We start from the raw sequence: 22,666 nt of genomic DNA, 5'->3' as shown, positions 1-22,666 counted from the left end.
TATTTTTTTATAATTTGTTCAAGTTATTTTTTAAATCCAATCTGCTGCTTATGTTGCTCTACAATCTTTAACCACGCTTGCGTAGCACTAGTCATGGGTACGGAGGTATTCCATGCCATACTTAAGGTCCAGCGTAGCGGTGTGTTGATCAAAGGGATTATCGTAAATCTGGAGGCATCAAGTTGATCACAATAAATTTTTGGCAGCAGTGCAACACCCATCGAAAACTCGACTAGCTTGGCAATAAAATCCCACTGACTACTTTTACATACGATTTTGGGTTGAAAGCCTTCAAGTTGTGCTGCTTGTAAAATTAAATGGTTCAGGGTAAAGCTATCGTCGTACAACAAAAATGATTCTTCACGTAAATCACTCAATACCACAGCTTCATGATGTTTCCAGTATGAATCTTTTGCTGCAAGTAAATACAGAGGAGAATCGATGATGGGTATAGTCGCAAGTACCGGATTGAGATGGCTCAATAAAATTCCAACATCAATTTTTTTCGCTAAAATCGCCTGCTCAATGGTATTGGAACCCACTTCTAAAAAACTTAATTCAATGTTGGGATACTGTTTATGAAACATTGCAATTAAAGGAGTAAGTAGAACCGAGCCTAAAGGAGGTAAACCTAAAGTTAACTTGCCCTTTTTGAGCTGCTTGATATCTTCTAGGGTTTCATAGATTTTCTTTTGTTCGGCTAAAATTTTTAATGCATGCTGATAAATGAGTTCACCGGTATAGGTCAGTTCAATTTCACGCTTACGCCCTGCCTCGCCTTTTTTAAATAGTGCTGTTCCGAGTTCGTTCTCTAAAAGAGAAATGGCCTTACTTACGGTCGGTTGAGTTACAAACATATATTCAGCCGCAAGTGTAAAACTTTGCGATTGAACAATCTGCACAAAAATTTTTAAGGCTTTAATATCCACAATCAAACATTCCAATACAGCATAATTATAATTTTATTATTCATAATTTGATATAAAAAGTCGATTTAAACTAATTACATCACTTTCTCCCGCATAAGTTTAGGATACTTCTGGTGATGAACTCACGTTATTCGGTTTTGGCAAAAATAAGTTTACAGATCGGCCTTTTGATCATGCTGTGGTGGATAGGATCACTGATTCAAAAGCTGTTTCAACTTCCGATTCCGGCTGGTGTGATTGGGTTATTTTTGGTGTTGCTCGGATTACTCAGTGGAACTTTTAAGCTGAACTGGATTAAATCGGGCTCAGATTTTATTTTGAGCGAACTGGTTCTATTTTTTGTTCCCTGTGTGGTCGGGCTAATGAACTATAAAGTGCTTTTTCTTAGCGAAGGCTTGCAGCTCATCACGGCGGTCGTACTTGGTACAGTATGCGTCATGCTTGCAACCGTATATACAGTCCATTTGTGCTTTAAGCTTGAACAATGGCTTCAACATACGTTGCGCTTTGGCAAAGGTAACAGTAAAAGTGAGTCATTGTCATGATGCTATCACTTTTGTGTTTAATCGGAACCTTCGCTGGTTACGTGCAGGTCAAAGCCCTACACCAACGCTTTCCCTATTTACTGCTTTCACCCGCCATATTATTGCCGGCCATCATCATACTTATATTGGTGGCTTTCAATATTTCCTATAACACCTATATGCAAGATAACCAGTGGATTGTGTGGATGCTTGGCCCAGCTACTGTCGCGTTTGCTATTCCAATTTATGAATATCGGGGTATCATCCGTCGTCATGCATTGGCAATCGGATTCGGAATATGTATTGGTATGACGGCGGGTATTGTGAGTGCATTTTATCTGGCAAGATGGTTTCATTTTGATGAGCAAACCACGCTTAGTTTAATGTCGCGCTCAATTTCCACACCATTTGCCATGGCACTCACGGCATACATCGGTGGATCGGTGCAACTGGTGATTGTTTTTACCATGATCACCGGAATTACAGGCATGGTACTCGGTGATGTGGTATTGGCGATTTTGCGCTTACGCTCTACGCTGGCACAAGGTGCCTCTTTAGGCAATGCAGCGCATGGTTTTGGCACCAGTAAAGCCTATGCCCGGCATAAAGATGAAGGCGTGATTGCCAGCCTTACGATGGTACTTTCTGGTATTTTTATGGTGGTGGCTGGTCCGAGCCTGATTCATCTGGTTATCAAGTTACTAGGTTAATTGAAACTCTCAACACCTAAGTCGGGTTACATCAAGTAATAGCCAAGCAAAACAAAACTTAAGATGAGCATGGCTTCAACAATTTCAATACTCGCCCCGATGGTATCTCCTGTGATGCCATCGATACGTTTGATAAAACATCTACGCAAAAAAATAATGGTCGTTATCGAAACCAAGACAGCCAACATACCTCGTAAGCCCCAGTTGATGCCTCCCAGTGCAATCAAGATTGAAATCAAGTATGCATATAATCTAGGAATTCTTGCCGCAATATCGCGCCCTAAGCCTTTTTTGCGTACATAAGGTGTGCTCAAAAACAGTAATATAGGGACCGTGCGGCTCAGTGCCAGTACAAAAATTAAAAATAGTGTCTGACTTTGCATCAAAAGCAAATATACACAGCACAATTTAACAAGAACCAGCGCAATTAAGCTTAATACACCTATAGGCCCGCATGCAGGGTCTTTCATAATTTCAAGCGTTCGGGTTTTGTCTCCAAAGCCACCCACCCATGCATCGGCCGTGTCTGCCAAACCATCAAGATGCAATCCGCCTGTCAGGCCTATCCAGAAAAGCGTTATGAACACTGCTGTTAAAATGGTTGGCACTGGTACAAGAAGCAGCGCCAGAGCGTATAAAAGCCCACCTAAAAGTAGCCCAACCACAGGATAAAACAATACAGCTCGCGCATTTTCCTCTGCTGTCGGCATGCGATCAAGCTGTACAGGTAAAATCGTCAAAAACTGTAAAGCAATCCAAAACGGCATCATTGATACATCTCTTGAATCATTAACTGATCATCCTGAGTGCTTAATTGCAGTGTAACCAGCTCACCTAAAGGTGCTTGCATGGTCAAGAGCTCGTCTAACGGGCGCTGCTGCGCAAGACAGCGTAATAGTTTGATTACCCCGCCATGCGTCACCACCAAAGCATGCGACTGATGCCGCATCGACATCAGTTCGATGAGTTTTTTCAAGGCATTTAAAACCCGCGTTTGAAAATCGATTAGCCGTTCACCTTGTGGAGCACTGTACTGTGTAGGACACTGCCAGAAATTTGCCAATTCTTCGGGTGATTGCTCATATATGGATTGGGTGGTTTTACCTTCCCACTCACCAAAATACATTTCTTTAAGTGCCTCAACTTCTATATATGGACAAGCCAAGCGCTGTGCCAAAGGCGCTGCAAAGTGGGCACAGCGTAATAAAGGCGAACTTACAATCACATGCCAGTTTTGGTTGCTATGTGCATCGATTGATGCCTGCATCTGCGCAAGCCCTTCTGCTGTCAGTGCATCATCGATATGACCACGTAGAGTATGCCCTTGCTCGGTGGCTCCGTGGCGCAATAGATCGAGTTGAATGACTGGCAGATTCATTTCGGTTAACCTGTATGATCCGACACAGCCGCTTGAGCAAATGTGGCCATTTGATTGTGTAAGCTGCATGCAAGCTTAATCAAACCAAGCGCTGCACCCGCACCACTTCCTTCACCTAAACGTAAATTAAGCTGGAGCAATGGAGTTGCATTTAATGCTTCAAGCACCCGGCGGTGCCCGTATTCGGCAGAGGCATGGCCAAAAATCATCCACCGACGAACATCTGGATTTAAATGTACAGCGCAGAGTGCTGCTACCGAACTGATAAAACCATCCACCACCATCGCGATTCCTAATTGAGCTGCGCGTATATAGGCGCCTGTCATGGCAGCAATTTCAAGCCCGCCTACTGCACACAGTGATTGAAAGGCATTACCTTTTGCTTCTCGATGTAGATTCAGCGCAGTTTGAATCACTGCCTTTTTGTGTTTAAGTTTATCTGCATCGATACCCGTTCCTACGCCTGTGAGCTGATCTGGATCTTCATTTAAAAGTAAACAGGCTAACGCAGCAGCCGCACAGGTATTTCCAATACCCATCTCACCTGCAATGTATATATCTGCTTGGGCGGTCTGGGCTTTTTCGACACTTTCACGCCCTAAATTTAATGCCTGTTGACACTCGAATGCCGTCATAGCTTGGGTTTGAATAAAATTTGCTGTTCCTGCACGAATACAATGGGTTTCAACACCATCGATGTGATAAGCCTCACCCATCGTTCCGCAATCAATCACCTGTAAGTAAGCAGCGTGTTCACGTGCGATCACACTGATACATGCACCACCTGTTGCAAAGTTTTGTAGCATCTGGCGCGTGACCGCTTGCGGAAAGGCCGAAATCTGCTCTTGCATAATGCCGTGATCGCCTGCAAAAATGCTGATCCACGGCTTGCAAAGCTGCGGATGAGGTGTACCTTGTAATCCAGCAAGCTGAATCACGACCTGCTCAAGCATTCCAAGTGAGCCTGCCGGCTTTGTAAATTGAAGCTGTCGCTGCTCGGCCATTTGCTGTGCGATTTGATTTACAGGTGTAATCTGTGCCATCCACCAATTCACGATGCCTCTCCTTTTAAACACATTGCAAAACCGGCAACGCAAAACTCTACTTTATCGACCACCTCGCCTAAACGCTGGTGTAATCGGCCTGACTCATCGACAAAACGGCGGCTCAGTTCCCCCATCGGAACCACACCAAGGCCTGTTTCATTACTGACCATGATTACATCCGATTTTAAACTCGGTAAGATTTGAACCAATCGATCGCATTGCTGTGACTGAAAATGCACATCTTCTATGATTAAAAGATTACTCAGCCACAACGTTAAGCAATCAATCAGTATCACTTGATTGTCATGATCATGTGCCAGCAACTGATCGACTAAATCGAGTGGTGCTTCCACTAGGTTCCATTCGGCGGGCCGTTGTGATTGATGATGGCGAATTCGCTCCTGCATTTCAGCATCTCGCGCTTCTGCGGTCGCAATATAAATCACAGGACACGCAAAGGATTTAGCAGTTTTCTCTGCATGTCGACTTTTTCCAGAGCGTGCGCCGCCCAAGATCAGCTGTAGCATAGATCATTCCAGATTAAAACAATAAAGTGAATGTAACGGGCCTTGCAGTGTTTGCGCAATGTAATAACCAAAATGGATTTGATCAAATTCGAGTTCTACATCAAGTGCTGCACATGCATCCAAACGCTGCAAAACATCTTGTCCCATCACTTTTTGAGCGTAAAGCCCCAATGTAATATGCGCACAGTATGTTTGCGCAGCCACTTCAGTATGTTGGGCTAATCTTAAAGCGGATCGGATCGATATGAGTTGATGCAGTGAGTCACTCACCTGCACAAAAAGCGCACTTTCGAAGCTATTTACAGCGGTCAACTTTAGTGTGATTGAATGAGATAAATTTAAAGATTCAAGCTGTTGCTGTTGTTTGACAAACAATGACTGTGGAAAATCATCGTTATAAATAGACTCATCACATGTCAAAAAACCGCCAATATACAATGTAATATGGTATTGGCGGTTTGAAGATTTTATTAAACAGTCCGAAAACTGATGACGGATCTGATCAAGCTGTTTGATTATCTCTGCATGTTTAACCTGATCAAGCAACAAATACCATAGTGTATAACGTGTGCGTCCACGGTGCCATTCGCTATAATCACGTTGCTCGGTTGGTATAACAAACTGATTTGGCTTGATAAACACATCATGGCACCGAAAACTTTAAGACCAATATTAAAACATGCTTTTAGATTTTGTAGTGCGCTTAAATTTAGAAATCAATTGTCTAGATCAAGCGCTTACAGCATGATGTTCTAATGCATCTTGCAAAAAACTCGTTGACAGCAGCTGTTCAGGGTTTTCATTCCATTCGGTTAAATAGTTTACGATTTGCTGCTTGATCAGATGTTTGTGCTTGGCAGCGATATTCATAGCATCTAGCGTTTGCTGTAAATGTGTCTGAATCGTTGCTAAAGGCTGCTTTTGCGCATGTTGTGCGTAGTAATAGCCCAACGCTGCGCCAACAATTAGGACATCGATAGATTGATCATGCTGAAGATTTATGGCAATCGAACCAAAAACACGTTCGGGATAACTGAGTTTACGTAAGGGATCGCGTGCCACACGTTCACATGGGTCTTTATAGGCGTATTGGCACGATTCGATGAAGCTTTTGGCCAAACGCTGTAAATCTTTTTCACGATGAGGCAACTGCCGACTCAATCCCGCCTGCACATTACCGATCAATGCATCAGCAAAATCCTTTACACGTGAATCTCCCATCGCAATTCCAATGGTGTCGTGTTCGAGCGTCGCTGCATACCAAGCGATCATGGCGTGTACACCGTTCCATAAACGATTCTTGATCAATTGAATATCTGCAATGTTATCTACTCGGATGACTTGCCTTAATTTAGCTAAAAGCGGACTGCAATTTTCTACATAAATTGGCATATCTACTTCGCTATTGAACAAAATCAGATCCATCGTTTGCAAAATATGGCTTGGCTGAAAATTTCGACGCATATCATCGATATACATCGCAGCTTGATGCTCTTGCTCACTCGATAACTTAGACGTATCTTCAATCTCGACATTATCGCATTCTACATCCGACTGATATTGCTTAAAAAAGTTGTATTTAATCTTAAGTTGTCGATATAGATTTTGCTCTGACAATTTTGAAACCATGCGGTTAACCACCGTGTCGCAGAAATAATGCTGTTGCATGATTTGTTCTGCAATCTCAACGGTTGAAAGCTGAGCCAAAGCGTCACGGATATGATCGATCACCATCTTTTTAGCGCCGACTTTATTTAAAATAATTAAAAACGTCAGTGGATGATGATTTTGCATTGTTTGGGAGGCATAACGTGCATAGAGGCCTTTTGCAATGATTTTGGCTTCATCTTGAATCGCTTGTTCGGGTAAGCATAACGCGATCAAAGACGATTCGAGGTACATATCCAGCATTTGTTGTTCATTATCGGCATCGATCACCGACATGTATTCTATACGCTCATCATAAGAACGTTGCCCATAACGGATACAGTAGGTACCAAATGCATTGACGGCTTCACGATATAAGGAATTTCTGGTGGAAGCCAAGATGCGCTGCGGTCGTGTATAACCATCCCAATGCGAGAGAATCTGAGCCAGATATCCGCCGCCGATTGCCCCAAAACCATGAATACCAACGGTGAGCTGATTTAATGACTGCGGAAATGACGCATCGAGTTCAGGCATGTCCATCGTTGCGACAAATTGATCCAGATCATGCAAACAGTCATACATGGTTTCGTAGTAAAAATTTGCTTTTGAAAGCATGTTGTCATTTGGCGTTTTAATGTCTTTGAGCAAAATAGTCACACCACCCGCTGCATGTGCAGATGAAATGCCATTTTCAGAATCTTCGAACATTAAACATTGCGTCGGCTTGAGGTTGAGCTGTTCTGCCGCTTTTTCAAAAATTTCAGGATGCGGTTTACCGCAAGTCACCTCATCACCACAAACCAGCACATCAAAAAACTTATATACATTGGCATTAATCAGATATTCTTCTGCAATCGCTCGGCGGCTCGACGTGGCAACTGCCATACGTAATCCCGATTTGCGTAAACGCTCCAAAACTTGCACCAAGCCTTTTTTAATCGGTACACCTTCGTTACGGACACGTTCGAGTTCGAGCACATCGGCGCGCTGGCGAATCTTCTGATAAGGAACGTGCTCGCCGTAGCGCTCTTTGGCCAACTGCTCTGCTGTGGTGGCACTTAAACCCAAACACTGCATTAAGTAATCATCTGAAAAGCTCTGCCCAAGGAGTTCTTGAGATGCCTGTTTCAATGTTTGAAACCGAAGTCGTTCAGTATCAAACATTGTACCATCCATATCAAAAAGCGCGCCCTGAACAGAAAACGAGTGAAATATCAGCATATTTTTCCCCTTTGTTTATAATTTGTTGTTTTTTAGAGTAACCAATAAATCGTCCTTTGCGGGCTGATCTTAATAAATGAAACATTTTTGATTATTTTTTAAACAAAATATAGTCTATTATTCAACATTTTTAATCAAATCAATCAGAAAATATTGTTTTTATAAGAAATCTATGAAACTAAATGTAAGAATTGGACAGCAGTCAAACACTGCTGCCCACGCAAAATCTGTTAAAAATTTGAAATGTTGTAGCACTGTTTCAATTTCAGATAATCATAAAAATAGCTATTCGGTGCGTAGCGAGCATAGTCACAATTCGATTTAAATAAGGTCTCTTTCTCGTTGTAAAGCATTTTGACCAAGGTATAACCTTGCGCATTTTGATAAATATCCCACTGCATATTGGCTGCCATTGGGGAAATATCTTCACCACGCCATGCGCTGTTGCTGTATGAATAAGTTTGGACAAGCGGTAACGGCGTCATCATGCCTTTGAGTTCAAACGCAGTCGCCAATGGGATGATGATTTCGGCATGTGCAAAACGTAAAACCGCTTTATGTGACTGCTGTTGATTCATTAGAGCATCGACTTGGTTAAAAAAGTCTTGCTTCAAGCCTTGAGCCATCATACTCGTAACCTGATTAGACTCGCTAAAACTTGGTCCTTTTTCATAAAAATCGTTGGCATCATTATATTCCGCATAAAATTTAGCTGCTTCTCGTGGCATATATTGAGCAAAATCTGTATTGACCAATTCTTTTTTCATGCCCGGTGCAATCGAATATAACTCATATAAATATGCCGCAGCATCAACTGCACTACTAATGGTATTCTTGCCTTTGCCTTTTTCCGTAACAACAGTGCCGTCTGATGCTGTGGCTGAAAAAGAGCCCGTGTTGCTAAAGGTATAACCTGGCGTTCCCAACTTCTGAATAAATGTATCTTTAAAAAGTGGAGCTAGCACTGTCAGTGCAACTTGCTGCGCTTGCGTTTGACTAGAAAGTTGTTTGAGCTTTTGCTGTAACTGAAGATCATTGCTTTCAAAGTTTTGATAATTCATGCTGGCGTCAAAAATGCGTTGTTTGAAGCTTGAATTGATTTCGCTTGCATCAGTGTCTTTATTTAAGCTGTGAAAATACAGTAAGAAGCGATCGATGCCCTGATCTTGAACAGTTGGACTAAGACTTGTATTTAAAATCGTATAGCTTGCAGGACGAATTTTGCCTGATAAAGCGGCATTTTGGCGTATAAGTTCATTACTAAAAAATTTGGCACTGTCTACGGCTCGGTCTACCCCCGAACTTTGCACCAGAATATCCTGATTTCCCATCGCAGAGACATTAAAAAGCTGTGGTAAGCGTTGCAGCAAACGATCTGCAATCCCGCGATGCTCGTCTATCCCCAGTGCAGTTTCATTGCCATAACCCGGTTGGCGAATTCCCTCGACGCCGTAACCAAGGACGATATTGGCTTTCATCATCGCTTCAATATCTGAGCCGAGCTTTTCTCCCAATGGTGTTAATGCATTGTCTGTCTTGGCCTGTTTCCAGAGATTGTACAATGCCAAGTCGTATTTCATACTCGATAGACCGCGTGAACCATGACGCGCAACCAGTTCTGTAAATACGGGCTCAAATCCAGCCGGTGCTGCCTGATAGCTAGCAATGCTCTGCTGCGCCTGATACGGTGTTTTGGTCTGAAAATAACCAGATGTGTTGGTTGTAACTGAAGTTGTGGTAGTCGAATCATCATTCGAACTGTCATTACAGCCTGTCAGTCCGATCAACCCACTCCCCGTCAAGATCATCAAAAGCAGCATTCTTGTTTTCATTTTGTTTAGGCATTAAAAAAAGTTGACTGATTTTGCGCAGTCAAGATGTCATTTTAATGAAGCTTTCACGACCATTTAAAGACATTCATTTAAATATCATGAGATATCGAGTAAATCGGCAAATGCTGCGCCAAGAAGTTTGGACAAATCTTGTGGTGAAACGCCAATGTCTAAACCACGCTTTCCACCACTGACATAAATTTTGGGTTTATTGATCGCAGTTGCATCAATGACTGTTTTAAGTCGTTTCTTTTGTCCAAGCGGACTAATCCCCCCCACTAAATATCCAGTCAGCCGTTCCGCTTCTTTAGGATCCGACATATGTAATTTTTTACAGCCCAAAGCCGACGCAATTTTTTTTAGATTAAGCTGATGATTAACAGGTAATATCGCAACGAAATAGTTTTTGTCGTCGGTGACTAAGAGTGTTTTAAACACATCTTCGACATTCAGATTCAATTTTTCGGCGGCTTCCAGACCAAAACTTTTAGCCTGCGGATCGTGTTCGTATTCATGCAGACTAAATTCAATCTTTTGATTTTTAAGAAGCTTACAGGCAGGTGTCATGTTGTTTTAGTCCAGTTATTGAAAGCAAATTGAGTATAAATTCTTTTATATAGATTTTAAAATTACTTAGGCTATTTTAGTTAAATTCGGCATCAGCTTGTAAGTTATAAGTCAAAATGATAAGAATAAGTTTTAGATTGAACTAAAAAAACGAAAAATGCCTTCAATTTATCAATTAAAACCAGCGTTTCAGAATCTTTTACGACCTTTGGTAAAACAGCTCTATCACAAGGGAGTAACCGCCAACCAAGTTACAGTACTCGCATTGCTGATTTCTGTCGCTCTGGCAGCCTATTTGCTGTTACATGAAAATATAGCGCCTTATTTGATTTGGTTATTCATTCCGCTCTGGATGTTGGTGCGTATGGGTTTCAATGCTATAGATGGCATGTTGGCACGAGAATTCAACCAGCAAACAATGCTAGGTGCTTACCTAAACGAGCTGTGTGATGTGATTTCCGATACGGCGCTCTACGGCTGCTTTATCGCGTTTGGTTTTATCGAGCCGATACTTTTAGTGGCGGTCATTTTTATGGCTATTTTAAGTGAATATGCGGGTGTAATGGCGCCACTTATTGGTCAAGCACGACGCTATGATGGCCCCATGGGTAAAAGTGATCGAGCATTCTGTTTTAGTCTTCTTGCCCTCTGGATTGTTTTGGCAAGTAAGTTGAATTCCATCATTTCAGAGCAGATCCTTCATTCTGTAGCAAACGGCCTCTTAGGTATTATGGCTTTACTTTTAATGCTCACGATATCCAATCGAGTTCGACACGCAATTCATTCAAAATAATAAACAGGACAAAATACTATGCATCACAACAGTCATCATCAATTTATCACACATGACGGAACTACCCTGTTTTATCAGCGCTGGGCGGCGGCACATCAACCTGCAAAAAAAGCCATCTTATTATTTCATCGGGGTCATGAGCACTCTGAACGTATGGCACACTTGGTTGAAGAGCTGAATCTTCCAGATTTTGATTTTTTTGCATGGGATGCGCGAGGACATGGTCAATCACCCGGCGAACGTGGAGATGCACCAAGTTTTTCGGCTTGTGTCAAAGATATTCAATACTTTATGCGACATATCGAAGCTGAGTATCAGATCAAAACATCCGATATCGCCATTGTGGCACAGAGTGTAGGCGCTGTTTTAGCTGCCACATGGGTACATGATTATGCCCCACCACTTCGGGCACTGTGTCTTGCCTCACCTGCTTTTGATATTAAGCTCTATGTTCCGTTTGCAAAACCAGGCTTGTCATTACTCAGCAAGATAAAAGGTAACTTTTTTATTACCAGTTATGTGAAAGCCAACATGCTCACGCATGACCGCGAACGTGCAACGGACTATGCTCAAGATCCACAGATTGCCAAAGCAATTTCAGTGCGCATGTTACTTGGGTTGTATGCAGCTGCTCAACGTATCGTTGACGATGCTCAACACATTTTTGTGCCTACCCAAGTGTTATGTTCGGGTGCAGATTTTGTCGTACATCGCAAACCTCAACAGCTTTTCTATCAGCGGCTGGCACATCCCAATAAAGAATTCCATATACTTGAAGGCTTTTATCACGATACTTTGGGAGAGCAGCACCGCAATATTGCGGTACATAAAATCCGCCGCTATATTCTCCAATGCTTCGCACACGCTTATACCGCGCCAGATATATTAGATGCCGATAAAGTCGGGCCAAGCTGTGCGACCGCTGAACAGTTAAGTACGCCTTTTCCTCGTAATTCACTGAAACACTGGTTTTGGTCGATCACAAAGCAAAATTTAAAAATAGGCAGCCGATTTTCTAAAGGGCTTCAATTGGGTGAAGATACAGGATATGACTCAGGAAGTACCCTTGATTTTGTTTATCGCAACCAGCCAGAAAGCACCTCTATATTGGGTAAGCTGATTGATCGACAATATTTAAATGCCATAGGCTGGCGAGGAATTCGTATACGCAAGCAACATATCGAGCAGTTACTTATTCAATATGCAGAAAAACTGAATCAATCAGGAAAACCGCTTAGGCTATTAGATATCGCCGCAGGTCATGGCCGATATATTCTCGATGCTATACAAAATCTCTCTGTGCGCCCAGCCCATGTGCTTTTAAGAGATTACAGCCCACTGAACGTAAATGCAGGTAATACACTAATTCGCTCTCGTGGTTTGGAAGATATTGCAGTATTTAAACAAGGTGATGCCTTTGATGAAGCCTCACTGGCGAGTATTGAGCCTAAAATCACTTTGGCTGTGGTCTCTGGATTGTACGAGCTTTTTAGTGATAATGATCTACTCAGACAGTCACTTCGTGGTCTTTCTCAAGCCATTGAAAAAGAAGGCTACCTTATTTACACCGGTCAGATCTGGCATCCTCAACAAGAATTTATAGCTCGTGCACTCACCTCACACCGTCAGGGAGATGCTTGGGTGATGCGTTTACGTTCTCAAGCCGAAATTGATGCGTTGGTAGAAGAAGCCGGATTTAAAAAAATTGATCAATGTATTGATGAATTTGGAATATTTAGTGTATCGGTTGCCCAAAAAATCAAATAGAGATCAGAGAAAGACGCGTATGCAGCAAGATTTTGAACTACAGGCTGGCACATGGAAATGGGGACTTCTCTGTTTAGTTTTTTTAGCACCCTTTTTTTTCTTAAGTTATGGCTTTGCCAATCAATATGCGGACAATCTCCCTTACGTTGGAAGTATTATATTTGACTGGGAGCATAAAATTCCGCTATGGCCTTGGACGATTGTTCCATATTGGTCGATTGATCTATTTTATGGTTTATCGTTGCTATTGTGCTGGAATCGCTTAGAACTTAAACAACATGCGCTAAGATTATTCACCGCACAGCTAATTGCTGTAAGTTGCTTCTTACTTTTCCCGCTTAAATTTAGCTTTGATCGGCCCGCACTTGATGGTTTTTTTGGTGTTTGGTTTGATGTGCTGATGGGGTTTGACAAGCCATTTAATCAGGCGCCCTCTTTGCATATTGTGCTTCTGGTTATTTTGTGGGATTTCTACCGTCGGCATGTAGTTGCTCCATATAAATGGATCGTAGATCTGTGGTCCTTTTTGATTGGTCTTTCAGTGCTGACGACATGGCAACATCATTTTATCGATATTCCAACAGGTGTGTTGGCGGGCGCCTTATGTATTTGGCTGTTCCCTTTTCATGTCAAAGCACCTTATCAAGCGGATGCACTTCAGTACCGTACATCACGGCATATTCGTCTGGCTAGTTATTATCTTGTTGGCGCTTTAGGGCTTAGCTTTATTGCATTTTATTATGCCAGCTGGACACTCTGGTTGCTCTATCCTGCCGTCAGTTTAACCATTGTCGGATTGGCATATCTGTTGGTCAGACCGCATTTTTTTCAGAAACAAGCCAACGGTCGCTTAACGCATGCAGCGACTTTATTGTTGGGGCCTTATTTGGTAATGGCTTGGCTAAATAGTCGACTTTGGACCAAAAAACATCCAGAAGATTCCAAAATTTTGACTTATCAATCTGGAAATCTTTATCTGGGTAGAATACCAACGTCATCTGTGGCAAAGAACTATACTGCATTATTTGATTGCTGCGCGGAATTGCCTGTTCACACACAAAAACATTATCAAGCATATTTCAGTCTAGATCTTATTCCGCTTCAACCCAAACAGTTAAAATATGCAGTGCGTATTTTTGATGATCTCGTTCAAAAATCTAAAGCAGCAGAAAGACCTTATGAATTACTTGTTTTCTGTGCACTCGGTTATTCACGCAGTACCGCTATTTTGTGTGCCTGGCTGATTGATCAAAACTTTGCACGTGATCCAGAAGATGCACTACGTATCGTTCAAACGGAGCGACCATGGGTACGTTTGAACATTGAGCAAATGCAATGTCTACATGACTATGCTCAAAAGTTGGAGTTTTAATCATGCAAATGCAGTTTGTTGTACTCGCAAAAGTGTTACAAAGCACCCATTCATTGTTGATGGCAGGCTATGTGGCTTTTGTGTTATGCATTTTATGTTTCTTTTATGCGCTCTGGCCAACAATCTGGATATGGGGTTATTTTGCTGTAATTTTTATTCTGATATTTAGTCATCTTTATGTCTCTATCCGTGTCAAACTCGATGCAGAACTTTTGCTTTACTTGGCTGAGCATGACCCCAAAATGCTAAATGAACGAACTCATGATCTGGATTTGGCTTTAATCGCGTTAAAATTAATGCCAAACAGTAAAGCAGGTCGAACTTGGACAGAGCGTTTAAATGGATGCAAGCGATTATTTAAACTACAAATTGTTCTTCTTGTGCTGCAATACGCTATGTTAATGATGAGTTTGATTCAAATGATATCTGGCTATTCATAGAGATAAAAATGACAATACCTGCTCAATCTGATCCTACTACCCGCACAAACTCAACAATCAGTCGACTTTTTGCGCGTTTAATTTCGCTCATTATTCGTCGCAGTGCACGGTTATTGACGGGTGCACGGAGTGTCTGGTTGGGCTGTGCACCAGAAATGAAACAACGAATTTACTATGCCAATCACACCAGCCATATCGATTTTATTTTGCTCTGGTCATCACTACCCAAAGCGATTCGAAGACAAACCCGACCCATTGCAGCATCGGATTACTGGTTAAAAGATGGTTTCAGACGCTTTTTAATTCAAGATACATTCTCTGGTGTGACCATTAAACGCCAACGAGAACATCATGAAGATCCCTTACAGCCCGTCAAAGATGTGTTACAAGAAGGCTATTCGATCATCTTTTTTCCTGAAGGCACACGTAATTTAAACGATGATATTGAACTACTTGAATTTAAAAGTGGTTTATATCATTTAAGTCAGGCATTTCCCGAGGTGGAAGTTGTACCCGTATGGATTTCAAACCTGAAACGAGTCATGCCAAAAGGTGCATTTATTCCTTTACCGTTACTCTCTAGCGTCATTTTTGGATGTCCGTTGCAAGTATCTTCTGCATTAGACAAAGACCATTTTTTAAGCCTTGCTCAAGATGAACTGCTTAAACTTAAACAGGCGGAATACCAATGATGGCGCATAATTTATATCAAACCTATCTGCTTTTTGCTATTTTTGCAGGCGTTTTGCTTATTGCATCGAGTATCGGTTTTGTTTTAAAGCAACGCGCTGGCACTCAAGCCTCCCCTGTGATTGACAATTTAAATGCACGCATTAATGCATGGTGGATCATGCTGATTGTACTTGCAACCGCTATTTTGCTTGGAAAAATTGCATTTATTGTGCTGTTTGGGCTCATTTCGTTATTTGCTTTACGTGAATTTATTAGTCTACTGCCGACCCGACGTGGTGATTATTTCCCTCTACTCATTTCATTTTATTTTATGATTCCATATCAGTATTACTTGGTTTATACCGATTGGTATGGGTTATATTCTATTTTTATACCACTTTACGCCTTTTTACTTATTCCAATTGCAAGTTTAAAACAAGAAGATACTAAACATTTTTTAGAGCGAAGTGCAAAAATTCAATGGGGTCTGATGATCTGTGTCTTTTGTGTTTCTTATGTGCCCGCACTTCTCAATTTGAATTTAATTCACTTTCATGGAGATAAAATCTGGCTGGCAATATGGTTAATTATGGTGGTGCAAGCTTCAGATGTACTGCAATACGTCTGCGGCAAACTCTTTGGCAAACATAAAGTTGCGCCTATTTTATCTCCGTCTAAAACGATTGAAGGTTTAATTGGTGGGGTTATACTGGCGAGCGCATTAGGTGTGGCCATGAAATGGTTAACGCCTTTTAATCTTTGGCAGGCAGCAGCAATTGGTTTAGTGGTATGTATTTTTGGCTTTTTTGGCGGACTGGTAATGTCTGCAATCAAACGCGATCGCGGTGTTAAAGACTGGGGACAATTGATTCAAGGTCATGGCGGGATGCTGGATCGTATCGACTCCGTTTGTTTTTCAGCGCCGATTTTCTTTCATATTTTGAGATACTGGTGGACTTAAAGCATCAATAGCAAACAAAATATTAATTAAAAAAGTGCTGGCATGCTTTACAGCGCATGCCGTGCTTGTATATAAATAATGGAACATTGATCACAAAAAACGCAATGAAAGCTGCTTTTTTGCCTTGAGTAAATGGCTCAATTTGCGTACTGTTGCATTTTGGGCATCGTACCGAAGTCAGATTCAGTTCATCATCTAGATCTTGACTAAAATCTTGAGAAATTAAATAACGTGCCGTTTCTACCTGCTCATCAGGCACTAAAACACGTACCCCGCCTAAAGCATTTGAATACAGCCAATACATATTAATAGTATGTTCATTTTCAATATATGCTGGAATACCAACCGATTCCAGTCGAGCCTTTGCAATGTGTGCTTCATAGGGAAATGAATACTGCGCAATAACCATCCACTTCATTTTTGATGTCCTACATTATTAGCTTGAGTGCAATTTCTTTCATAGTTTAGCGTGCGTTAAAACACTTATTTTGCTTATAAGCATCATTTTACTGTTGCGAGCAACATGTTGTTATGAAAAGTTATCATATATTGACCTCAAATGTGCTTATCACTACTATCCAGAACAATAGTATTTCTGATAGATCGTCACCTTGGCTTTATTTACGCAGTTATCTTATAAACATAAATTTCTTATTAATCCGATTCATTCTTTAAAAACCTTAAGTGTGATGACAATCGGTCTGATTTTTACAGGATGTACGACACTAGGACCACACAGTGGAACCGTAGTCGAACGCTCAAATAAACTTGCTCACGGACTACAGCGTGCCTATTCAGTTTCCCCGAATGCAGCGAACCGTATTTCACCTATGATTATTCAAAGTGCAGATCGCTATAATGTACCACCACTATTAATTGCAGCCACGATTCGTCAAGAGTCGAATTATAATTCCTACGCTCGTTCTTCAGGTGGAGCCGTCGGTCTGGCACAAATTATTCCAAGTTACTGGCAACAGAGCTGTCCGGGCGACTTGTTGGACGAATATACCAATATTCAATGTAGTGCTTATATTTTAGAACGCTATAACAGCATGGCTGGAAGTTGGTTTAAAGCCAGCGCCTACTATAATGTAGGACCAACAGGATATAAATCGAGCTTTTGGACAAGACACAAAGCTAAGAAATATGCGCGATCTGTCAAACGTTTTGAAAAAACTTTAAAAAAGGAACTTTAGTATAACCTATTGAACGATACCCAAATCAGAAGAAGCCCGACATAGGCTTCTTCCTTCTTGATATTACTCTTCAAACATGCCTTCAAAAAGTGCAGAAGACAAATAACGCTCACCCGCATCAGGTAAAATCACGACTATTGTTTTTCCAGCATTTTCTGGTCTTTCAGCAATTTTTGCTGCTGCAGCCAATGCTGCACCACATGATATCCCCACCAAAATCCCTTCTTGAGTTGCGCACTTGCGTGCCCACTCAATCGCATCTGCACTCTCGACCGTGATCACTTCATCGACTATATCTAAATCTAGATTTTTTGGAATGAAGTTCGCTCCAATTCCCTGAATTTTATGAGGAGCTGGAGTGATGGCTTCACCACGTCTGGTTTGAGAGATAATTGGAGATTCTGCCGGCTCAACTGCAACCGAATAGATCGGTTTGTTTTGTATTTTTTCAAAATAATGCGAAATACCTGAAATCGTACCACCAGTTCCTACACCAGCTACCAGAATATCCACTTGACCTTGCGTGGCTTCCCAAATTTCAGGCCCGGTCGTTTCTTCATGAATTTTCGGATTTGCAGGATTTTCAAATTGCTGAGGTAAAAAATAGAGCTCAGGTTGCTCGGTTGCCAGTCTGACAGCTTCATCGACAGCACCTTTCATACCTTTCGCTGGCTCTGTCAAAACCAGATTCGCACCAAAGGCTTTCAGCACTTTACGACGCTCAAGACTCATACTTGCAGGCATTGTGAGTGTAATTGGATAACCTTTCGCAGCGGCCACAAATGCCAATGCGATACCAGTATTTCCACTTGTTGGCTCCACAATGTGCATGCCCGGCTTAAGCACACCACGCTTTTCAGCATCGGCAATCAGTGCAGCACCGATACGACATTTCACAGAAAATGCAGGATTACGGCTTTCTACCTTTGCCAACACGGTTGCACCCGTTTGAATAATACGGTTAATTCGTACTAAGGGCGTATTACCAATGGCATCAGCATTATTCGCATAAACTGCAACACCACGATTTTCAGGCGTTTTGAAGTGTGGATCGGTAGACATAACTATCCTTATTAGCGTTGGAATGATTCTCATGCATTATTCAGAATCAAAATAAGCATGTCAAATCTCATCATAAAATCTGATTCATTTACCAAAGCTCACCTTCTCTCCAGTCTGTACACAGAAGTTGATGTTGTGACTTGAGATGTGCCTCAATCTCCTTATTCAATGGATAAAGTAAAATCTCGACGTCTTCAGTTTGGTACAACGACTGCCCATTTTGAACGTATAGATTACCTTTCCATGGTAACCAACCTAGTTTTTTATAAAACTCATCGTCTTCAGGCTGTAAAGCTGCAAGAGGATACTGATTCAGAGTTAAATAATGGATTAAATACTTAAGTAACTGCGATGCATAGCCTTTACCCCGCATACTCAAATCGGTAGTGACATACTCAACATATGCCGTTTCAATATTCTGAAGCGTATTTACAGTGAAGTTTCTTTTTGTCCATAAAGCATGTGACACAATCACATTATCTACTGATCCAATAACATGCACAGCATTTTGCATAAATGCATATTGGCTCCAAGGATCTTCATCAAAAGCCTCAAAACATAATTTTGCGATTTGCTCTCTTTGATTATGCGTTAAATCGCTCGCGCTTATTACTTTAAACTGCACACAAGATCCCTCCGTTTTCATTCATCATAACGTAAAGTGATCGATGTGCTGGGCAGATTTTGTATTTTCTAATTTGATATGCACTTTTTATTTATTTTCTTAATCTTCTATTCTTTTTTCTTTCCCTTTCATTTAGGCATAAAAAAGCCCCCTTAACGTATGTTAAGGGGGCTTWCGTATTTAAAAGCTGGCGATGACTTACTCTCACATGGCTAACGCCACACTACCATCAGCGCGAAGAGGTTTCACTTCTGAGTTCGGGAAGGGATCAGGTGGTTCACTCTTGCTATTGTCGCCAGCAAACTGTTTATGGACATTTTCGGGTCTTACTTAGACTGTGGATTGTATTTCACAGTATGTGCCGTACTTTGTACCAAATGAGTTTAACGGATTGGAATATTGAGTCGGTATTTTATGTTCTAGCTTTCACTAAATCAAGTATTCGTATCGAATTTATCTTGATACAACAACTGTTTGGGTGTTGTATAGTCAAGCCTCACGAGCAATTAGTATTGGTCAGCTTCACATATCACTATGCTTCCACATCCAACCTATCAACGTCCTAGTCTTGAACGGCTCTTTAGAGGAATAAATTCCTAGGGAAATCTTATCTTGAGGTAGGCTTCCCGCTTAGATGCTTTCAGCGGTTATCCCTTCCGAACATAGCTACCCGGCGATGCGACTGGCGTCACAACCGGTACACCAGAGGTTCGTCCACTCTGGTCCTCTCGTACTAGGAGCAGATCCTCTCAAATTTCCAGCGCCCACGGTAGATAGGGACCGAACTGTCTCACGACGTTCTAAACCCAGCTCGCGTACCTCTTTAAATGGCGAACAGCCATACCCTTGGGACCTGCTTCAGCCCCAGGATGAGATGAGCCGACATCGAGGTGCCAAACACCGCCGTCGATATGAACTCTTGGGCGGTATCAGCCTGTTATCCCCAGAGTACCTTTTATCCGTTGAGCGATGGCCCTTCCATACAGAACCACCGGATCACTAAGACCTACTTTCGTACCTGCTCGACTTGTGGGTCTCGCAGTTAAGCGCGCTTTTGCCTTTATACTCTACGCGTGATTTCCGACCACGCTGAGCGCACCTTCGTACTCCTCCGTTACTCTTTAGGAGGAGACCGCCCCAGTCAAACTACCCACCAGACATGGTCCTCGCCCCGGATTACGGGGCAGAGTTAGAACCTCAACATTACCAGGGTGGTATTTCAAGGATGGCTCCAATGGAACTGGCGTCCCATCTTCAAAGCCTCCCACCTATCCTACACAAGTAAGGTCAAAGTTCAATGTCAAGCTGCAGTAAAGGTTCACGGGGTCTTTCCGTCTAGCCGCGGGTACACTGCATCTTCACAGCGATTTCGATTTCACTGAGCCTCTGCTGGAGACAGCGCCGCCATCATTATGCCATTCGTGCAGGTCGGAACTTACCCGACAAGGAATTTCGCTACCTTAGGACCGTTATAGTTACGGCCGCCGTTTACTGGGGCTTCGATCAAGAGCTTCGCTTACGCTAACCCCATCAATTAACCTTCCAGCACCGGGCAGGCATCACACCCTATACGTCCACTTTCGTGTTTGCAGAGTGCTATGTTTTTAATAAACAGTTGCAGCGGCCTGGTTTCTGCGGCTGTCAATCGCTCAGGGAGCAAGTCCCATCACCATCAACAGCGTACCTTCTCCCGAAGTTACGGTACCATTTTGCCTAGTTCCTTCAGCAGAGTTCTCTCAAGCGCCTTGGTCTACTCGACCTGACCACCTGTGTCGGTTTCGGGTACGATTCCTGTGTAACTGAAGCTTAGAGACTTTTCTTGGAAGTATGGTATCAGCCACTTCGCTAGTAAACTAGCTTGCTATCGACTCTCAGCATAGAGCACCCCGGATTTGCCTAAGATGCATGCCTACTGTCTTCCACCTGGACAACCAACGCCAGGCTGACCTAACCTTCTCCGTCCTCTCATCGCATTACACAGAAGTATTGGAATATTAACCAATTTCCCATCGACTACGCCTTTCGGCCTCGCCTTAGGGGTCGACTCACCCAGCCCCGATTAACGTTGGACTGGAACCCTTGGTCTTTCGGCGAACGGGTTTTTCACCCGTTTTGTCGTTACTCACGTCAGCATTCGCACTTCTGATACCTCCAGCAGACTTCTCAATCCACCTTCATCGGCTTACAGAACGCTCCCCTACCACGTAACTTAAAGTTACATCCGCAGCTTCGGCACATAGTTTTAGCCCCGTTACATCTTCCGCGCAGGCCGACTCGACTAGTGAGCTATTACGCTTTCTTTAAAGGGTGGCTGCTTCTAAGCCAACCTCCTAGCTGTCTATGCCTTCCCACATCGTTTCCCACTTAACTATGATTTTGGGGCCTTAGCTGGCGGTCTGGATTGTTTTCCTCTTGACTACGGACGTTAGCACCCGCAGTCTGTCTCCCGGATAGTACTCATAGGTATTCGGAGTTTGCATCGGTTTGGTAAGTCGGGATGACCCCCTAGCCGAAACAGTGCTCTACCCCCTATGGTATTCGTCCGAGGCGCTACCTAAATAGCTTTCGGGGAGAACCAGCTATCACCAGGCTTGATTAGCCTTTCACCCCTATCCACAAGTCATCCCCTGGCTTTTCAACGACAGTGGGTTCGGTCCTCCAGTTAGTGTTACCCAACCTTCAACCTGCTCATGGATAGATCGCCTGGTTTCGGGTCTATACCCAGCAACTATACGCCCTATTAAGACTCGGTTTCCCTACGGCTCCCCTATGCGGTTAACCTTGCTACTGAATATAAGTCGCTGACCCATTATACAAAAGGTACGCAGTCACCGAACAAGTCGGCTCCCACTGCTTGTATGCATGCGGTTTCAGGATCTATTTCACTCCCCTCACAGGGGTTCTTTTCGCCTTTCCCTCACGGTACTGGTTCACTATCGGTCAGTCAGGAGTATTTAGCCTTGGAGGATGGTCCCCCCATATTCAGACAAGGTTTCACGTGCCTCGCCCTACTCGTCATCATTGTGTGTGCCCTTTCGTGTACGGGAATATCACCCTCTACGTTCGCACTTCCCAGAGCGTTCCACTAGAACACACACAACTTAATGGGCTGTTCCCCTTTCGCTCGCCGCTACTAAGGGAATCTCAATTGATTTCTTTTCCTAAGGGTACTGAGATGTTTCACTTCCCCTCGTTCGCCTTGCATGACTATGTATTCATCATGCAATACCTATCTTATGATAAGTGGGTTTCCCCATTCAGACATCTCCGGATCAAAGGATATTTGCCGCCTCCCCGGAGCTTTTCGCAGGCTATCACGTCTTTCATCGCCTCTGACTGCCAAGGCATCCACCACATGCACTTAATTACTTGACTATACAACCCCAAACAGTCG

21 protein-coding genes and 2 rRNA genes are annotated in these 22,666 nt (G+C 42.7%); 9 read left to right on the top strand and 14 right to left on the bottom strand.

Going from position 1 to position 22,666, the window contains the following annotated elements; all coding sequences use genetic code 11:
* Positions 1-23 precede the first annotated feature (23 nt).
* Complete coding sequence (locus ADA42_RS06855; protein WP_004947611.1) at positions 24-929, bottom strand: LysR family transcriptional regulator; 906 nt, start codon at positions 927-929, stop codon at positions 24-26.
* A gap of 116 nt (positions 930-1,045) precedes the next feature.
* Here ADA42_RS06855 and ADA42_RS06850 point away from each other — a divergent pair, with 116 nt between their 5' ends.
* The gene (locus ADA42_RS06850) at positions 1,046-1,474 is read left to right on the top strand and encodes a CidA/LrgA family protein (RefSeq protein WP_004947614.1); all 429 of its coding nucleotides are present in this window, start codon (positions 1,046-1,048) and stop codon (positions 1,472-1,474) included.
* The gene (locus tag ADA42_RS06845; RefSeq protein ID WP_004947616.1) at positions 1,471-2,163 is read left to right on the top strand and encodes an LrgB family protein; all 693 of its coding nucleotides are present in this window, start codon (positions 1,471-1,473) and stop codon (positions 2,161-2,163) included. Before ADA42_RS06850 ends, ADA42_RS06845 begins: the two co-directional genes overlap by 4 nt.
* Positions 2,164-2,189: 26 nt before the next feature.
* Here ADA42_RS06845 and ADA42_RS06840 read toward each other — a convergent pair whose 3' ends face one another.
* The 8 genes from ADA42_RS06840 to ybaK form a co-directional block, all read right to left on the bottom strand.
* Positions 2,190-2,933, bottom strand: coding sequence for an adenosylcobinamide-GDP ribazoletransferase (locus tag ADA42_RS06840; RefSeq protein WP_004947618.1), 744 nt, complete (start codon positions 2,931-2,933; stop codon positions 2,190-2,192).
* The gene (locus ADA42_RS06835; RefSeq protein ID WP_048764306.1) at positions 2,930-3,541 is read right to left on the bottom strand and encodes a histidine phosphatase family protein; all 612 of its coding nucleotides are present in this window, start codon (positions 3,539-3,541) and stop codon (positions 2,930-2,932) included. Before ADA42_RS06835 ends, ADA42_RS06840 begins: the two co-directional genes overlap by 4 nt.
* Before the next feature lie 5 nt (positions 3,542-3,546).
* Complete coding sequence (cobT, locus tag ADA42_RS06830) at positions 3,547-4,596, bottom strand: nicotinate-nucleotide--dimethylbenzimidazole phosphoribosyltransferase (protein ID WP_048764304.1); 1,050 nt, start codon at positions 4,594-4,596, stop codon at positions 3,547-3,549.
* Complete coding sequence (gene cobU / locus ADA42_RS06825) at positions 4,593-5,114, bottom strand: bifunctional adenosylcobinamide kinase/adenosylcobinamide-phosphate guanylyltransferase (RefSeq protein ID WP_048764299.1); 522 nt, start codon at positions 5,112-5,114, stop codon at positions 4,593-4,595. The genes cobT and cobU overlap by 4 nt, the downstream gene beginning before the upstream one ends.
* 3 nt (positions 5,115-5,117) lie before the next feature.
* Complete coding sequence (locus tag ADA42_RS06820; RefSeq protein ID WP_048764295.1) at positions 5,118-5,756, bottom strand: 2'-5' RNA ligase family protein; 639 nt, start codon at positions 5,754-5,756, stop codon at positions 5,118-5,120.
* 87 nt (positions 5,757-5,843) lie between these two features.
* Entirely contained in the window at positions 5,844-7,985 is a 2,142-nt protein-coding gene (mtlD, locus tag ADA42_RS06815) for a bifunctional mannitol-1-phosphate dehydrogenase/phosphatase (protein ID WP_004947628.1), read from the bottom strand.
* 230 nt (positions 7,986-8,215) lie between these two features.
* Entirely contained in the window at positions 8,216-9,793 is a 1,578-nt protein-coding gene (locus ADA42_RS06810) for a histidine-type phosphatase (protein WP_048764312.1), read from the bottom strand.
* A gap of 120 nt (positions 9,794-9,913) precedes the next feature.
* Positions 9,914-10,384, bottom strand: coding sequence for a Cys-tRNA(Pro) deacylase (gene ybaK, locus ADA42_RS06805; RefSeq protein ID WP_004937900.1), 471 nt, complete (start codon positions 10,382-10,384; stop codon positions 9,914-9,916).
* A gap of 157 nt (positions 10,385-10,541) precedes the next feature.
* Between ybaK and ADA42_RS06800 the strand changes: the two genes are divergently transcribed.
* From ADA42_RS06800 to ADA42_RS06775, 6 genes are read left to right on the top strand one after another with little or no spacing between them, the layout of a single operon-like run.
* On the top strand, positions 10,542-11,177 hold the full coding sequence (locus ADA42_RS06800) for a CDP-alcohol phosphatidyltransferase family protein (RefSeq protein ID WP_004947633.1): 636 nt from the start codon (positions 10,542-10,544) through the stop codon (positions 11,175-11,177).
* Between the two features lie 18 nt (positions 11,178-11,195).
* Positions 11,196-12,944, top strand: coding sequence for a bifunctional alpha/beta hydrolase/class I SAM-dependent methyltransferase (locus ADA42_RS06795; protein ID WP_004947635.1), 1,749 nt, complete (start codon positions 11,196-11,198; stop codon positions 12,942-12,944).
* Positions 12,945-12,963: 19 nt separating this feature from the next.
* Positions 12,964-14,316 (top strand): phosphatase PAP2/dual specificity phosphatase family protein, encoded by a 1,353-nt coding sequence (locus ADA42_RS06790; protein WP_048764291.1) that lies wholly within the window; start codon positions 12,964-12,966, stop codon positions 14,314-14,316.
* Positions 14,317-14,318: 2 nt separating this feature from the next.
* A complete protein-coding gene (locus tag ADA42_RS06785; RefSeq protein ID WP_004947640.1) occupies positions 14,319-14,756 on the top strand; it encodes a hypothetical protein in 438 nt (145 codons plus the stop codon).
* A gap of 8 nt (positions 14,757-14,764) precedes the next feature.
* Entirely contained in the window at positions 14,765-15,448 is a 684-nt protein-coding gene (locus tag ADA42_RS06780) for a lysophospholipid acyltransferase family protein (protein WP_004947643.1), read from the top strand.
* Complete coding sequence (locus ADA42_RS06775) at positions 15,445-16,389, top strand: phosphatidate cytidylyltransferase (protein ID WP_048764288.1); 945 nt, start codon at positions 15,445-15,447, stop codon at positions 16,387-16,389. The genes ADA42_RS06780 and ADA42_RS06775 overlap by 4 nt, the downstream gene beginning before the upstream one ends.
* 22 nt (positions 16,390-16,411) lie before the next feature.
* Here the strand turns inward: ADA42_RS06775 and ADA42_RS06770 are convergent, their stop codons facing one another.
* Complete coding sequence (locus tag ADA42_RS06770; RefSeq protein ID WP_004947649.1) at positions 16,412-16,807, bottom strand: DUF2007 domain-containing protein; 396 nt, start codon at positions 16,805-16,807, stop codon at positions 16,412-16,414.
* 271 nt (positions 16,808-17,078) lie between these two features.
* Here ADA42_RS06770 and ADA42_RS06765 point away from each other — a divergent pair, with 271 nt between their 5' ends.
* Positions 17,079-17,585 carry a lytic transglycosylase domain-containing protein gene (locus ADA42_RS06765; RefSeq protein WP_227265891.1) on the top strand — a complete coding sequence of 169 codons (507 nt, stop codon included), beginning with the start codon at positions 17,079-17,081 and terminating at the stop codon, positions 17,583-17,585.
* A gap of 63 nt (positions 17,586-17,648) precedes the next feature.
* On the opposite strand, the gene cysK is transcribed toward ADA42_RS06765, so the two are convergent.
* The 4 genes from cysK to ADA42_RS06745 all read right to left on the bottom strand — a co-directional run bounded on the left by cysK (position 17,649) and on the right by ADA42_RS06745 (position 22,647).
* Positions 17,649-18,647 (bottom strand): cysteine synthase A, encoded by a 999-nt coding sequence (cysK, locus tag ADA42_RS06760; protein WP_004947653.1) that lies wholly within the window; start codon positions 18,645-18,647, stop codon positions 17,649-17,651.
* Between the two features lie 88 nt (positions 18,648-18,735).
* The gene (locus ADA42_RS06755; protein WP_004947656.1) at positions 18,736-19,272 is read right to left on the bottom strand and encodes a GNAT family N-acetyltransferase; all 537 of its coding nucleotides are present in this window, start codon (positions 19,270-19,272) and stop codon (positions 18,736-18,738) included.
* 185 nt (positions 19,273-19,457) lie between these two features.
* Positions 19,458-19,572 (bottom strand): 5S ribosomal RNA (gene rrf, locus ADA42_RS06750).
* Between the two features lie 185 nt (positions 19,573-19,757).
* Positions 19,758-22,647: ribosomal RNA gene (locus ADA42_RS06745) — 23S ribosomal RNA — on the bottom strand.
* Positions 22,648-22,666 lie beyond the last annotated feature (19 nt).

Source organism: Acinetobacter sp. 243_ASPC (assembly GCF_001054715.1).
GTDB lineage: Bacteria > Pseudomonadota > Gammaproteobacteria > Pseudomonadales > Moraxellaceae > Acinetobacter > Acinetobacter soli.
Note: the sequence above shows the minus strand (reverse complement) of the source record. Positions and strands in the feature narration are given on the sequence as shown.

Excerpts from the sequence above, each read along its gene's own strand:
- ADA42_RS06775 (WP_048764288.1), top strand. The coding sequence starts at position 15,445 with ATGATGGCGCATAATTTATATCAAACCTATCTGCTTTTTGCTATTTTT.
- mtlD (WP_004947628.1), bottom strand. The coding sequence starts at position 7,985 with ATGCTGATATTTCACTCGTTTTCTGTTCAGGGCGCGCTTTTTGATATG.
- ADA42_RS06835 (WP_048764306.1), bottom strand. The coding sequence starts at position 3,541 with ATGAATCTGCCAGTCATTCAACTCGATCTATTGCGCCACGGAGCCACC.
- ybaK (WP_004937900.1), bottom strand. The coding sequence starts at position 10,384 with ATGACACCTGCCTGTAAGCTTCTTAAAAATCAAAAGATTGAATTTAGT.
- ADA42_RS06795 (WP_004947635.1), top strand. The coding sequence starts at position 11,196 with ATGCATCACAACAGTCATCATCAATTTATCACACATGACGGAACTACC.
- ADA42_RS06770 (WP_004947649.1), bottom strand. The coding sequence starts at position 16,807 with ATGAAGTGGATGGTTATTGCGCAGTATTCATTTCCCTATGAAGCACAC.
- ADA42_RS06790 (WP_048764291.1), top strand. The coding sequence starts at position 12,964 with ATGCAGCAAGATTTTGAACTACAGGCTGGCACATGGAAATGGGGACTT.
- ADA42_RS06765 (WP_227265891.1), top strand. The coding sequence starts at position 17,079 with ATGACAATCGGTCTGATTTTTACAGGATGTACGACACTAGGACCACAC.
- ADA42_RS06800 (WP_004947633.1), top strand. The coding sequence starts at position 10,542 with ATGCCTTCAATTTATCAATTAAAACCAGCGTTTCAGAATCTTTTACGA.
- ADA42_RS06785 (WP_004947640.1), top strand. The coding sequence starts at position 14,319 with ATGCAAATGCAGTTTGTTGTACTCGCAAAAGTGTTACAAAGCACCCAT.
- ADA42_RS06780 (WP_004947643.1), top strand. The coding sequence starts at position 14,765 with ATGACAATACCTGCTCAATCTGATCCTACTACCCGCACAAACTCAACA.
- ADA42_RS06840 (WP_004947618.1), bottom strand. The coding sequence starts at position 2,933 with ATGATGCCGTTTTGGATTGCTTTACAGTTTTTGACGATTTTACCTGTA.
- ADA42_RS06850 (WP_004947614.1), top strand. The coding sequence starts at position 1,046 with ATGAACTCACGTTATTCGGTTTTGGCAAAAATAAGTTTACAGATCGGC.
- ADA42_RS06810 (WP_048764312.1), bottom strand. The coding sequence starts at position 9,793 with ATGATCTTGACGGGGAGTGGGTTGATCGGACTGACAGGCTGTAATGAC.
- cysK (WP_004947653.1), bottom strand. The coding sequence starts at position 18,647 with ATGTCTACCGATCCACACTTCAAAACGCCTGAAAATCGTGGTGTTGCA.
- cobU (WP_048764299.1), bottom strand. The coding sequence starts at position 5,114 with ATGCTACAGCTGATCTTGGGCGGCGCACGCTCTGGAAAAAGTCGACAT.
- ADA42_RS06845 (WP_004947616.1), top strand. The coding sequence starts at position 1,471 with ATGATGCTATCACTTTTGTGTTTAATCGGAACCTTCGCTGGTTACGTG.